Origin of the sequence: Roseovarius sp. BRH_c41 (assembly GCF_000961715.1) — a bacterium.
GTDB lineage: Bacteria > Pseudomonadota > Alphaproteobacteria > Rhodobacterales > Rhodobacteraceae > Roseovarius.
In genome coordinates, this window is the sequence record NZ_LADY01000061.1 from 101,920 (window position 1) to 115,113 (window position 13,194).

Here is a 13,194-nt window from a genome sequence, read left to right on the forward strand (position 1 = left end):
TCAGCCGATCTTGCGCGCACGCCTCAGCAGCATGTCGCGTTTTACTGTGCTGAGGCGGTCGAAATACATCCGCCCCTGCAAATGGTCGATCTGATGCTGCACGCTCGTGGCCCAGAGACCCACGAAATCGCGTTCTTCATCCTCTCCGTCTGCATTCAGAAACCGCACCGTCACCGCGCGCGGACGCTCAATCACGGCAGACACACCTGGCAGGCAGGGGCTGGCCTCGTCATGGGGCCGCAATTGCACGCTCGCGTGCAGGATTTCCGGGTTGGCCATACGCACCGCCTGCCCGCGCGCCGTGCTGGCATCGACCACGGCAAGCGCCTGCATCTCGCCGAGTTGCGTGGCGGCAAGACCCACCCCCGGCATCGCCTCCATCACCGCGACCATCTTGTCCCAGAGGGCGCGCGTTGCATCGGTGATCTCAGTGACCGGTGCCGCAGCCATCCGCAGCCGTTTGTCTGGCCAACGCAGGCAGGCACGCGGCGCCACGGCCTAACCCCGCGCCAATTCGCGCTTGAGCTTTTGCATGCGGCGGGTGATGAGTTGGCGCTTCATCGCGCTCAGATAGTCGATAAAGAGCTTGCCATCGAGATGGTCGATCTCGTGCTGCACGCAAGTGGCCCAGAGACCGCCAAACCCTTCCTTGTGCTCAACCCCGTCAAGATCCATCCAGCGCACCTCGACCTCCGCAGGCCGGGTGACATCGGCGAATTGGTCGGGGATCGACAAACAGCCTTCCTCATAGACGCTCGTTTGGTCGGAAAAAGCGGTGATTTCGGGGTTCAACATCGCGATGGGGCGCGGTGTGGCCCCTTCGTCCTTTACACAGTCAAGCACGATCAACCGGTCCATCACCCCCACCTGCGGCGCAGCAAGGCCGATGCCCGGTGCGTCATACATGGTCTCGAACATATCCTGCGAGAGTTTGCGCAAGGCATCGGACACGTCCCTCACGGGCGTGCAGACCTTTCTCAGGCGTGGGTCGGGATGGATCAGAATAGACCGTTTCATGGCGGCTATTTAGGCGATGGTCGGGCATTCTGCAACGCCTCTTGCGCTCGGGCTGTGATCGGTTAGCTTGCCGCGCGAACCCAGACCCGGAGAACCCCATGAATTTCGACGAGATCATCGACCGCCGCGGCACCGGCAGCAGCAAGTGGGACAGGATGCACGCCTATGGCGGTGTTTCACCCGACGACGGAATTCCGATGTGGGTGGCCGACATGGATTTTCGCGCCGCCGATGTGCTTCAGGAGGCAATGCAGGACCTGATCGAGCGCGGCAACTACGGGTATTTCGCGGGCGACGAGGACATGAACGCGGCGGTTGCCTGGTGGATGCACGAGCGGCACGGCTGGACTGTGAATCCTGACCATATGTCCAGCACAGCCGGGTTGGGTCATGCCATCGCGCTGATTCTCGAGACCTACACCGATCCGGGCGACGAGGTGATCATCTTTACCCCCGTCTACCATGAGTTCACGCATAAGATCAAACTGACCAAGCGGGTGGTTCACGAGGCACCGCTGATCATCGAGAATGGCGTTTATCACATGGATCTCGACGCGCTCGAAGCCGGGCTGACGGGCAAGGAGCGGATGATGCTCATTTCCTCACCCCACAACCCTGCGGGTCGCATCTGGACACCGGACGAGCTGCGGCATCTGGCCGATATCTGCGCGCGGCACGATCTGATCATGGTGGCGGATGAAATCCACCACGATCTGGTCTATCCCGGCCAGACATTTACAAGCTTTCTCAAGGCGGCCCCCGAGGCCGCGGATCGCACCTTTGTGCTTACGGCGGCCTCAAAGACATTCAACACGGCGGGGGCGCGTCTGGGCACGGTCACAATTCCCAACCCCGAGTTGCGCAAGCGCTTTCGGCAAGCGCTGCTTGAGCATCAAACACAGCCCAATCTGATGGGAGTCGCGCTCACCCGCGCCGCCTATTCTCCGGGGGGCGCGGATTGGGTCGACGGGCTGGTCGCCTATATCGAGGGCAATCACCGGTTATTTCTCGATGGGATCGCGCAGATTCCGGCGCTGAAAGGCATGCCGATGCAATCGACCTATCTCGCATGGGTCGACTTTGCTGCGACCGGCATGGAGATGACTGAGGTGTTGCGCCGTGTGCATGAGGATGCGCGCGTCGTGCCGTCGGTCGGGGCGCATTTTGGCAGCGGCGGCGAGACGTTCCTGCGCTTTAACATTGGCACACCGCGTGCGCGTGTCGCCGAGGCGGTAGAGCGGCTCCAATCCGCCTTTGCCGATCTGCAATGACCGTCCGGGGGGCGGGCCGATGACACGGGTCTTCATCACCGGCACCGCAGGTTTTATCGGCTATCATCTGGCTGATCTCCTGCTGAATGAGGGCATGACCGTTCACGGGCTGGACGGCATGACCGATTACTACGACGTCAGCCTCAAAAGGCGCCGCCACCAGATGCTGCTGCAAAAGCCGGGCTTTGTCGCAACCGAGGCCATGCTCGAGGATCAGGCGGCGGTGGACGCCGCCATCGACGCCTGTGCCCCCGACATCATTGTGCATCTCGCCGCACAAGCGGGCGTGCGCTACAGCCTCGAGAACCCGCGCGCCTATATCGACGCCAATATCGTGGGCACGTTCACCGTGATGGAAGCGGCCAAGCGCCACGCGGTACGCCATCTGCTGATGGCCTCCACCTCGTCGATCTACGGCGCCAATACCGACATGCCCTATGCCGAGACCATGAAGGCCGACAGTCAGATGACGATCTACGCCGCCACCAAGAAGGCGACGGAATCAATGGGCCACGCCCATGCCCATCTGTGGAACCTGCCCACCACGATGTTTCGGTTCTTTACCGTCTATGGGCCATGGGGCCGCCCCGACATGGCCTATTTCAAATTCGTCGAGGCTATTCTGGCGGGCCGTCCCATCGACATCTACAACCATGGCGAGATGTATCGCGATTTCACCTATGTGGGTGATCTGGTGCGCGGCATCCGCCTCTTGATGGATGCCGCGCCCGTGCGGCCAGACGCACCCGAGGATATTGCGGCGGGCGACAGCCTGTCCCCCGTTGCGCCCTACCGGATCGTGAATATCGGCAACTCACAGAAGGTGCGGCTCTTGGATTTCGTCGCGGCCATCGAAGACGCGCTGGACCGTCCCGCCATCCGCAACATGATGGAGATGCAAAAGGGTGACGTGCCTGCCACATGGGCCGATGCACAACTCTTGAAGCGTCTGACCGGCTATCAGCCAAATACCGAAATCCACGACGGAATTGCCCAATTCGTAACCTGGTATCGTGCCTATTATCAGGTCTGAGAGGGATTGTGATGACACAAGACCGCCACAGGCATAGCGTAGCCCGGTCCGCACTGATAGCCTGTGGTTGAGCAGCCTCCGCGCGGGACAACGAAGGAATGACCACCCCATGAGCAACACAGGCAAACCGATCAACTTGGCGCTTCAGGGGGGCGGTGCGCATGGCGCGTTTAGCTGGGGCGTGCTGGACTACCTGCTCGAAGATGGGCGACTGCATATTGCTGGTGTATCGGGCACATCTGCGGGGGCGATGAACGCGGTGGCCTTGGCCGATGGGTATACCCGCGGCGGTCCGGACGGTGCCCGCGAGGCACTTGATCGTTTCTGGCGCGACATGAGTGGCAGCGTCAAGAACTCGCCGCTGCAACGCACTCCCATGGACCGGATCACCGGCAACTGGGGGCTGGAAAATAACCCGTTCTATCATTTCATGAATGCCCTCACCGGCATCGCCTCGCCCTATCAACTCAACCCGATGAACATCAACCCGCTCCGCGATCTGGTGGCAGAGAGCATCGACTTTGAGATGGTGCGCAAATGCACGGCGTTTCAGCTCTTTGTCTCGGCTACGAATGTCGAAACGGGCCGCGTCCGCGTGTTTTCCCGCGAAGAGATGACAGTGGATATGGTCATGGCCTCAGCCTGCCTGCCGCAAATGTATCAGGCGGTCGAGATCGACGGAATTCCTTACTGGGATGGCGGTTATATGGGCAATCCCGCACTCTTTCCGCTCTATGGCAAGACCGGAACCGATGACATCGTGGTCATCCAGATCAACCCGATCGAGCGCAAGGGCGCGCCGCGCACGGCGCAGGAAATCCAGAACCGCCTGAATGAGATCAGCTTCAACTCCAGCCTGCTCAAGGAACTGCGCGCGATCAATTTCGTTGACCGATTGATTGACCAAGGCAAGCTCTCGACAGATGAATACCGCCCGGTCAAGGTGCATCTGATCGAGAATGAGGCACTGCTCAATCCGATGGGGGCCTCGTCCAAAATGAATGTGGAATGGGCCTTTCTGACCCGTCTGCGTGACATCGGGCGTGACACTGCCAAGGCGTGGCTAGATAGCAGTTTCGACCGGATCGGCACCCAGAGCACAGTCGATCTCTTCAAGATGTTTCAAGGGATTGGAGCAGAGCACCAAGGATAGAGGTGACCGAAGCCGTCAGCGGTTTCATGTACGGGATCCCACGCCAGGAGCGTCAAACACGCCACGCGGACTTGAACTCGTTATCAATGTAAGCGATGGGGCAATACAGGCCATACCAGTTGGGAGTATTCCAGTTGAAGGACATCCGAGCCTTGAATCGGCTCTTGCGACGGTTTCAGAAACCCGCGGAGCCAGGACGGAAAGAAACCAAAGGCAGGGCCGAGACGCCCCATCACAAGGATGGAAATCCCTACACTGGGCTCTCGCCCGACCGGTTTTGGCGCACGGGCGTCCAGCAGTCTGACCCGGCGAACATGCCGGGCATCCACACTCCGAAATTCCTGATCACCCGCCAAGATACAATCGTGACGATGGGAAGCTGCTTTGCGCAGCATATCGCCAACTGGCTGCGCGACCGGGATTTCAACGTTCCGTTCTATGACTCTGTCGACAACATCAGGGCAAAGTCCTTTTCCGCAAACTACGGCAATATCTACACGGTCAAGCAGGCACTTCAGCTTGTGCAGGAAGCACGCAGCGCGCGTGTCCCAAGCGAGGCCGCATGGTCCGTCGACGGGGGCGTCATCGACCCCCTGAGACCCGCGCAATTCGAAGCCCCCTTTCAGAACGAAAGTGCCTTGCGGTCAGCGCGTGCCACGCATTTGAAAGCGGTCCTGGCCGCACTGAATGACCTTGATGTTCTGGTCTTCACCCTCGGACTGACCGAGGCGTGGCGTGTCAAATCCTGCGGCACCGTTCTCCCGGTGGCGCCCGGCGTGATCGCGGGCCAGTTCGATCAAAACGCGCACGAATTTGTCAACTTTCGCTATGATGAGATCTTAACGGACCTGCGTGCCCTTTGCGCCGAAATCCGTGATCTGCGCGGTGGTCGTGAGTTTCGCATGGTCCTGACTGTTTCTCCGGTTCCCTTGACGGCAACAGCCGCACCACAGCATGTCTTATGCGCCTCAACCTACTCCAAATCCGTTCTGCGTGCCGTTGCCGGAGACTTCTGCGAGGATCACGACGACGCGGATTACTTCCCGTCGTTCGAATTGGTCACGAACCCGGGTGCATATTCAGCGAATTTTGAGGACAACCTGAGATCCGTGCGACCTGCCTCTGTTGCCAGCGTGATGACGATCTTTGAGCGGCTCTGTCTGGAGGGGGAGTCAGACACCCCGGCCACATCTGCCGGAATAGGGGATGTGGACTGTGAAGAGGCACTGCTTGACGCCTTTGCAGGAAACACTCGGACGGCAGGCCGCCCAAACACCACGCCCCTGCTCGTGGTTGGCAACAGCCATCTGGGCGGGGCAAGGGACCATGCTCTGGCAAACCCTTTTGGCCAAACCGCGCAATTTGCGATGCTGAACTTCTTGAGAACCGATCCTTTCGCAAAGATCAAAACCACGCGGTTCCGGACCTTCAAATATCGTGACAATGTGCGGGACCAATTTGCCGATGTGGTCGCGGACGAGGCCCGCACCTTGATCATTGTAGGCTGTGGTTTGATGGGCGATGGAATCATTCGGGCACATGGTGACCTGCGTGCCGGATTTCCGGGGTGCAACGGACGCAAGATTTCACCGAACGTGCCGATCGTTCACGAGGTCTCGGCTAACCTGATAAAATTCTACGACTCCGCCACACGCCAGATCGCGCAGAATATTCGCAAATTGGAAGATTTCTGCGATTTCGAACACGTCTTCTGGATTGCAGCTCCGGATATGTGCGAAGCAACCGCCCGTTTCCGGCTAGGAGATGAATTCGTCGAGTCCGGCTCACTTGTCCATCATCGCGAGGCGTATGCCCGGTCCCTCCGCGCAGCGCTCAAGTCTTCCAACCGAGTTCAAGTGGTTTGTCATCCGACGCAGGAGCTATGCGAGGCCAGCGGCTTTTCGAAGGACAAGTTTGCCGCGCATAGGCACCCGTGGGACGTCCACTGCAATACCGCCTACTTCGACAACGCCTTTGACCAAGTCTGGACCGCACTCAGGACCGGCGCACCCTGATGCAAGCCGGTCATCTGCCATCTTTTCGTACGCTGGTCTGCGCGTTTTTCCGCGTCGATGACGGATTTAATGATCTACAGGGTTCAGTCCGCTCTTGATGACATCGACGGAGCGCAGGAGATAGGTCAGGGGTTCACAGTAAGACCCATCCACATCGACACCCGTTGCGAGGAGGTCAAACTGGCCAAGCCGCTCCTTTGCAAGCCCGATACTGCGAAGAACAGGCAGGCCAATTGCGTCGCCTCCAGAATGCGCGACTGTAACGCTTCCGGCAGGAGTCGGTCGAACTCCATCACCTTTTCGAGACCCATCGTCGTCGAATGATTTGGAACAGGCGGCCTCTCACTGCGGCTGGCGCCGCCTCGCCAAGTGCTCAGCAACAGAAGCATCGCGCCCGTCAAACCAAGGCAATCCATCACAGATTTCTCATTCGGAAAGCTGCAAACCTATAATTCTCTAAGATATCATGGTGCCCGCGGCCGGACTCGAACCGGCACGGCCATACGGCCGGGAGATTTTAAGTCTCATGTGTCTACCATTCCACCACGCGGGCACGGGGTCTGCGGAGCGGACAATATCCGCTTTGACGGGGGTGTAAAGCCAAAGGCGGGCCGGGTCGGCGGATCAGATCACATCCGAGAGCGCATTTTCCTTGACCGCCTGCATCGCCACATAGGTCGAGGTATTCGCCAGATGCGGCAGGGTCGAGATATGTTCGGCCAGCACCCGGCGATAATCGGCCATGCTCTGCGTGCGGATTTTCATCAGGTAGTCAAAGTTCCCTGCGATCAGATGCACTTGCTCGATCTCGGGGATTTTTGACACCGCGGCGTTGAACTCTGCCAGCGCCGCTTCGCGGGTATCATGCAGGCGCACTTCGACGAAACTGACGTGATCGAGCCCGAGGCGGATGGGATCGAAAAGCGCGCGGTAGCCGGTGATGACGCCGTCGCGCTCCAGCCGCCGAAGCCGCGCCTGCGTGGGCGATTTCGACAACCCAATCTCGCGCGCCAACTCGGTGACGCTGATCCGTCCATCCCCCGCGAGAACCCGCAGAATCGCCCGGTCAAAGCGGTCGAGGTCAAGCTGCTCGTTTTGATCCATCGACCCCTCCATTTTCAAACCATCCGGCCTAAAAATTCATTCTAATCAGGAAAAGTCACTTGTTCAATGATGCTATGATGCACCATCGAACCATTGGGGGCCTCTATGCCATACGACACCGATATCCGCCGCGCCATCGACCTTTCCACCTACGCGGATGAAGCTGAAACACTGGCGCGCCTCAAAGCCGCTGCTGCCCTCTCTGACGCGGACCGGGCACGGATTTGCGCACGCGGCGCGGGTTTGGTGCGCGATATTCGTGGCCAGTCGAGTCCCGGACTGATGGAGGTGTTTCTGGCCGAATACGGTCTCTCGACCGATGAGGGCATTGCGCTCATGTGTCTGGCAGAGGCGCTCTTGCGCGTGCCCGATGCCGACACGATCGACGCCCTGATCGAGGACAAGATCGCGCCCTCGGACTGGGGCAGGCATATGGGCCATTCCACCTCACCTTTGGTCAATGCCTCAACCTGGGCTCTGATGCTGACCGGCAAGGTGCTCAAGGACGAAAAACCTGGCCCCGTGGGCCATCTGCGCAGCGCCATCAAGCGGCTGGGCGAGCCGGTGATCCGCACCGCCGTGGGCCGCGCAATGAAGGAGATGGGCCGCCAATTCGTGCTGGGCGAGACCATTCAGGGTGCCATGGACCGCGCGGCAGGCATGGAGAAAAAGGGCTACAGCTATTCCTATGACATGCTGGGAGAGGCCGCGCGCACCGATGGGGACGCCACCCGCTATCATCTCAGTTACAGCCGCGCGATCACCGCGATCGCCACTGCCTGCACCAACCCGGACATCCGCAGCAACCCCGGCATTTCGGTCAAGCTTTCGGCGCTGCACCCTCGCTATGAGGTGGCGCAGCGCGAGCAGGTCATGGCGGTTCTGGTGCCGCGCTTGCGCAGCCTCGCACTCTTGGCGAAATCCGCCAAGATGGGCCTCAACATTGACGCCGAAGAGGCGGATCGCCTGTCGCTGTCGCTCGACGTGATCGAGACCGTTCTGGAAGAGTCGGCGCTTGCCGGATGGGACGGCTTTGGCGTTGTGGTGCAGGCTTACGGTCAACGCGCCAGCCATGTGATTGATTTCCTTTACGACCTTGCCACCCGCCTCGACCGCAAGATCATGGTGCGCCTCGTCAAGGGCGCCTACTGGGATACCGAGATCAAGCGCGCACAGGTGGCGGGGATCGACGGCTTTCCGGTCTTCACCTCCAAACCGGCGACGGATGTGAGCTATATCGCCAATGCGCGCAAGCTCCTGTCGATGACGGACCGCATCTATCCGCAATTCGCCACCCATAACGCCCATACCGCCGCTGCCATCCTCGACATGGCAAGCGACAAGAGCACCTTTGAATTCCAGCGCCTGCATGGCATGGGCGAGGCCCTGCATGACATCATTCTCAAGGCAGAAGCCACCCGGTGCCGCATCTATGCCCCCGTCGGCGCGCATCGCGATCTCTTGGCCTATCTGGTGCGGCGTCTGTTGGAAAACGGGGCAAATTCCAGCTTTGTCAATCAAATCGTTGACGAAGAGGTCAGCCCTGAAGACGTTGCCCGCGATCCGTTTGTCGCCGTTAACGATCCGCAACCGCACTTACCCAAGGGTCCGGAGCTGTTCCAGCCCGAGCGTCCCAATTCGCGCGGCTTTGACCTGCGCCACCAGCCAACACTCGACAGCATCGAAGCGGCGCGTGTGCCCTATGCCCAGCACCGCTGGGAGGCCACACCGCTGATCGCAGCCACGCCCGCGCCGCACGCGCCGGACGCCGTCGAGAACCCCGCCGATCCCGCCGACACGCCCGGCAGCGTGGCCTGGGCCAGCAAGGACGATATCGAGGCGGCCCTAGCCGCTGCGACGCCTTGGAGCGCCCAAGCCAAGGAACGGGGCGTGATCCTCAACCGCGTGGCGGACCTCTACGAGCAGAATTACGGTGAGATTTTCGCGGTCCTCACCCGCGAGGCCGGGAAATCCATCCCCGATGCGGTGGCCGAGTTGCGCGAGGCGGTGGATTTCCTGCGTTACTACGCTGCCAATGCGCCCGAGGGCACGCCCATCGGCACCTTCACTTGCATCAGCCCATGGAATTTCCCGCTGGCCATCTTTACCGGCCAGATCGCCGCCGCACTGGCCGCTGGCAATGCCGTCCTGTCCAAACCGGCGGAGCAGACGCCGCTGATCGCACATCTGGCTGTGGGTCTGATGCACAAGGCGGGCGTGCCTGCCACAGCGCTTCAACTTCTGCCCGGTGCGGGCGATGTAGGCGCGGCGCTTACCTCTGACGCGCGCGTCGGTGGCGTGGCCTTTACCGGCTCGACAGAAACCGCGCTGAAAATCCGCGCGGCCATGGCCAAGAACCTGCGTCCCGGCGCGCCGCTCATCGCGGAAACCGGCGGCATGAACGCCATGATCGTGGACTCTACAGCGCTGCCCGAACAGGCCGTGCAGGCGATTGTCGAGAGCGCGTTTCAATCGGCCGGTCAACGCTGTTCCGCGCTGCGTTGCCTTTATGTGCAGGACGACATCGCGCCACATTTTCTCGAAATGCTGACCGGCGCGATGGATGCGCTCACTGTCGGCAACCCGTGGCACCTTGCGACCGATTGCGGCCCGGTGATCGACGAAGAGGCGCGCGCGGGCATTGCCGCGCATATCCAGACCGCGCGCGCCGAGGGGCGGCTCTTGCATGAGCTGAAGACCCCCAACGCGGGCACCTATATTGCGCCAACGCTGATCAAGATCGGCGGGATTGGTGATATCGAGCGCGAAATCTTTGGTCCTGTCCTGCATGTCGCCACGTTCAAATCAGGCGATCTTGACCGCGTGATCAGTGCGATCAACGCCACCGGCTATGGCCTGACCTTTGGCCTAATGACCCGGATCGACGACCGCGTGCAGCACGTGACCGAGGCCGTGCACGCGGGCAATATCTATGTCAACCGCAACCAGATCGGCGCCATCGTGGGCAGCCAGCCCTTTGGCGGCGAAGGCATGTCCGGCACCGGCCCCAAGGCGGGCGGGCCGCATTACCTTACGCGCTTTACGGCGCACCCCGCGCCGGAACAGGGCGAAAAGTGGACTGAGGCCATGTCGGCCAATGCGGCCCAAAAGGCACTCGATGCCGCCAATGCCGCCGCCCGTGCGCCCCGCGCCGCCCTTGTTCTGCCGGGGCCGACGGGGGAATCGAACCGGCTGACCAGCCATGTGCGTCCCGCGCTCCTTTGCATGGGACCGGGGGCGGATCTGGCGGCGGCGCAGGCGCGATCGGTCGAGGCGTTGGGCGGTGTCGCGGTGATCGCCACGGGCCGCGTCGATCCCGAGGCGCTTGTGACCATGGGCGGCCTCTCGGGCGTGCTCTGGTGGGGATGCGAGAGCGAGGCGCGCAGCTATGCCGGGGCCATGGCACGGCGCGCAGGTCCGATCCTGCCACTCATCACCGGCTTGCCCGATACCGGCCACGCCCTGCACGAGCGTCATGTCTGCGTGGATACCACGGCAGCGGGCGGAAATGCGGCGCTTTTGAGCGGCATGTCCTGAAGCAAAGACTAGGGTCCGAAATCTTCAAGAGATTTCGGACCGCTTTCTTTTCAAGACAGCGGTGCATACCTCGCGATTTGGCGCTTTCCGACCGGGCGAATGCGCGCTAGCTTTCGCTCATGTTCCCGATCCGCGATCATAACCCTTCGGGGCGCAGACCCTATGTCACCTACGGGCTGATTGCGCTCAACGTGGTGGTTTTTATGGCCTATTCGCCGCTTTTCGCGGATGAGCGGGCGCTCAATCTCTTTTTCTACGACTGGGCGATGATCCCCGCCAAAGTGACGCAGCTGGGCGATTTCACCGGGTTGCTGACCTCGATGTTCCTGCATGGGGGCGTGCTGCATCTGGCGGGCAACATGCTGTTTCTCTGGATCTTCGGTGACAATATGGAGGATCGGATGGGCCATCTGCCTTATCTCGCCTTCTACCTTGCCACCGGCGTCGCGGCGGGGCTCGCGCATATCTTGGGCGGCCCGGGGTCGATGGTGCCAACCGTGGGGGCCTCGGGAGCGATTGCCGGGGTGATGGGCGGCTACCTCCTGCTCTTTCCCAAGGCGCGTGTCGATATCTTGCTCATATTCATCGTGTTTTTCCGCGTCATCACCATTCCGGCAGCACTCATGCTGGCGCTTTGGTTCGCGTTTCAGGTGATGGCTGGTCTCGGCAGCGATCCCGACATGGGCGGGGTTGCCTATTGGGCCCATGCTGGTGGCTTTGTGGCGGGCGTGGTCCTGACCTTGCCGGTATTTCTACGGCTTGGAGGGCCGCGCTTTTGGCGCGAAACCCATGGCACCCCGCCCCATCCCGAAGCTGACTATCGCTTTCGCCGCAGTTCCATTCCAAAGGTGAGCAAACGCCGATGACCCATCCCCTCAAGGCCACCTGTCATTGCGGTGCTGTAGAACTGCGCGTCACGCTCTCGGAGGGGCTGAATGCGGCGCGGCGATGTGATTGTTCATTTTGCAGACGGCGTGGCGCTGCGGCGGTCTCGGCCCCCCTCAGCGGGGTAGAGATCGTCAAGGGTGCCGACAATCTCACGCTCTACCAATGGGGAACCGGGACGGCAAAACACTATTTTTGCAAGACCTGCGGCATCTACACCCACCATCAGCGTCGATCCGACCCCAATGAATACGGCATCAATCTGGGGGCGCTTGAGGGCGTGAATCCACGCGATCTGGACCCGATCGGATGGGTGGACGGGGTCAACCATCCCTCGGACCGCTAAGAGCATCCACGCGCTGCAATTTTAGCGTGTCAGCCCCGGATCACGCCCGAAAACTTATCGAAAATCGCCTCGTTTCCACAGATCACCTCGCCATCGGCGAGAATATTCCCAACGGGGCGCAACGGCTCAACAAATCCGCCCGCCTCGCGCACGATGATCACGCCTGCCGCCAGATCCCAAGCGTTCAGCCGCCGCTCCCAGAACCCCTCGTAGCGCCCCGCCGCCACATAGGCCATATCGAGCGCCGCCGATCCCCACCGACGCACCCCAGCACAGGTGGGCATCAGCCGCGCCAGATCCTGCAAGGTTTCGGGCAGGTCGGCCCGCCCGCCAAAGGGCAGGCCAGTGGCAAAAATCGACTCGATCATCTTGCTGCGCCCCGAGACGCGCAAACGGCTCTCGTTCATCCAGGCGCCGGCACCTTTTTCGGCAAAAAACGCCTCGTCCTTGCTGGCATCGTAGATCACGCCCGCCACGACCTCGCCCTTGTGCTCGAGCGCAATGGAAACGGCCCAATGCGGCAGGCCGTGCAGAAAATTCGTGGTGCCATCCAGCGGGTCAACAATCCAGCGGCGCGTGGGGTCCTGCCCCTCTTCCTCGCCGCCCTCTTCGGCCAACCAGCCATAGGTCGGACGCGCGCCCATCAACTCGGTCTTGAGGATCTTCTCGGCGGCGATATCGGCGCGGCTGACAAAGTCGCCGGCCCCCTTCATACTGACCTGCAGGTTCTCGACCTCTCGGAAATCCTTGGCCAGTGCCCGCCCCGCTTTGCGCGCGGCCTTGAGCATGACGTTGAGATTGGCACTACCTACCATTGCAAGGGCTCCTTTTGG

The 13,194-nt window shown here is 61.1% G+C and carries 12 protein-coding genes and 1 tRNA gene; 7 read left to right on the top strand and 6 right to left on the bottom strand.

The annotated features are described in order from the left end of the window. Together def (VR71_RS19650) and def (VR71_RS19655) are read right to left on the bottom strand one after the other, a co-directional pair. Positions 1-495, bottom strand: a complete 495-nt coding sequence (gene def, locus VR71_RS19650; protein ID WP_296429967.1) for a peptide deformylase — start codon at positions 493-495, stop codon at positions 1-3. A gap of 3 nt (positions 496-498) precedes the next feature. Next, entirely contained in the window at positions 499-1,017 is a 519-nt protein-coding gene (gene def, locus VR71_RS19655) for a peptide deformylase (protein WP_045682144.1), read from the bottom strand. Between the two features lie 98 nt (positions 1,018-1,115). On the opposite strand from def (VR71_RS19655), the gene VR71_RS19660 reads away from it, so the two are divergent. The 4 genes from VR71_RS19660 (at position 1,116) to VR71_RS25275 (ending at position 6,489) form a co-directional block, all read left to right on the top strand. Beyond that, complete coding sequence (locus tag VR71_RS19660; protein WP_045682146.1) at positions 1,116-2,288, top strand: MalY/PatB family protein; 1,173 nt, start codon at positions 1,116-1,118, stop codon at positions 2,286-2,288. Between the two features lie 19 nt (positions 2,289-2,307). Next, the gene (locus VR71_RS19665; RefSeq protein ID WP_045682148.1) at positions 2,308-3,321 is read left to right on the top strand and encodes an NAD-dependent epimerase/dehydratase family protein; all 1,014 of its coding nucleotides are present in this window, start codon (positions 2,308-2,310) and stop codon (positions 3,319-3,321) included. Between the two features lie 109 nt (positions 3,322-3,430). Continuing rightward, positions 3,431-4,474 carry a patatin-like phospholipase family protein gene (locus tag VR71_RS19670; protein WP_045682150.1) on the top strand — a complete coding sequence of 348 codons (1,044 nt, stop codon included), beginning with the start codon at positions 3,431-3,433 and terminating at the stop codon, positions 4,472-4,474. A 134-nt stretch (positions 4,475-4,608) separates the two neighbouring features. After that, complete coding sequence (locus VR71_RS25275; protein WP_296429969.1) at positions 4,609-6,489, top strand: GSCFA domain-containing protein; 1,881 nt, start codon at positions 4,609-4,611, stop codon at positions 6,487-6,489. 125 nt (positions 6,490-6,614) lie between these two features. On the opposite strand, the gene VR71_RS19680 is transcribed toward VR71_RS25275, so the two are convergent. From VR71_RS19680 to VR71_RS19690, 3 genes are all read right to left on the bottom strand, one after another. Next, on the bottom strand, positions 6,615-6,905 hold the full coding sequence (locus VR71_RS19680; RefSeq protein ID WP_045682152.1) for a hypothetical protein: 291 nt from the start codon (positions 6,903-6,905) through the stop codon (positions 6,615-6,617). 51 nt (positions 6,906-6,956) lie between these two features. Continuing rightward, positions 6,957-7,042: transfer RNA gene (locus tag VR71_RS19685), tRNA-Leu, on the bottom strand. Between the two features lie 71 nt (positions 7,043-7,113). Then, positions 7,114-7,593: an Lrp/AsnC ligand binding domain-containing protein gene (locus VR71_RS19690; protein WP_037273900.1), complete on the bottom strand. Its 480-nt coding sequence runs from the start codon at positions 7,591-7,593 to the stop codon at positions 7,114-7,116. Positions 7,594-7,698: 105 nt separating this feature from the next. Between VR71_RS19690 and putA the strand changes: the two genes are divergently transcribed. The 3 genes from putA to VR71_RS19705 all read left to right on the top strand — a co-directional run bounded on the left by putA (position 7,699) and on the right by VR71_RS19705 (position 12,361). After that, on the top strand, positions 7,699-11,130 hold the full coding sequence (gene putA / locus VR71_RS19695; protein ID WP_045682159.1) for a bifunctional proline dehydrogenase/L-glutamate gamma-semialdehyde dehydrogenase PutA: 3,432 nt from the start codon (positions 7,699-7,701) through the stop codon (positions 11,128-11,130). A 119-nt stretch (positions 11,131-11,249) separates the two neighbouring features. Beyond that, positions 11,250-11,996: a rhomboid family intramembrane serine protease gene (locus VR71_RS19700; RefSeq protein WP_045682161.1), complete on the top strand. Its 747-nt coding sequence runs from the start codon at positions 11,250-11,252 to the stop codon at positions 11,994-11,996. Then, a complete protein-coding gene (locus VR71_RS19705; RefSeq protein ID WP_009815654.1) occupies positions 11,993-12,361 on the top strand; it encodes a GFA family protein in 369 nt (122 codons plus the stop codon). Before VR71_RS19700 ends, VR71_RS19705 begins: the two co-directional genes overlap by 4 nt. Positions 12,362-12,390: 29 nt before the next feature. On the opposite strand, the gene VR71_RS19710 is transcribed toward VR71_RS19705, so the two are convergent. Next, positions 12,391-13,176, bottom strand: a complete 786-nt coding sequence (locus VR71_RS19710) for an inositol monophosphatase family protein (protein WP_045682162.1) — start codon at positions 13,174-13,176, stop codon at positions 12,391-12,393. Positions 13,177-13,194 lie beyond the last annotated feature (18 nt).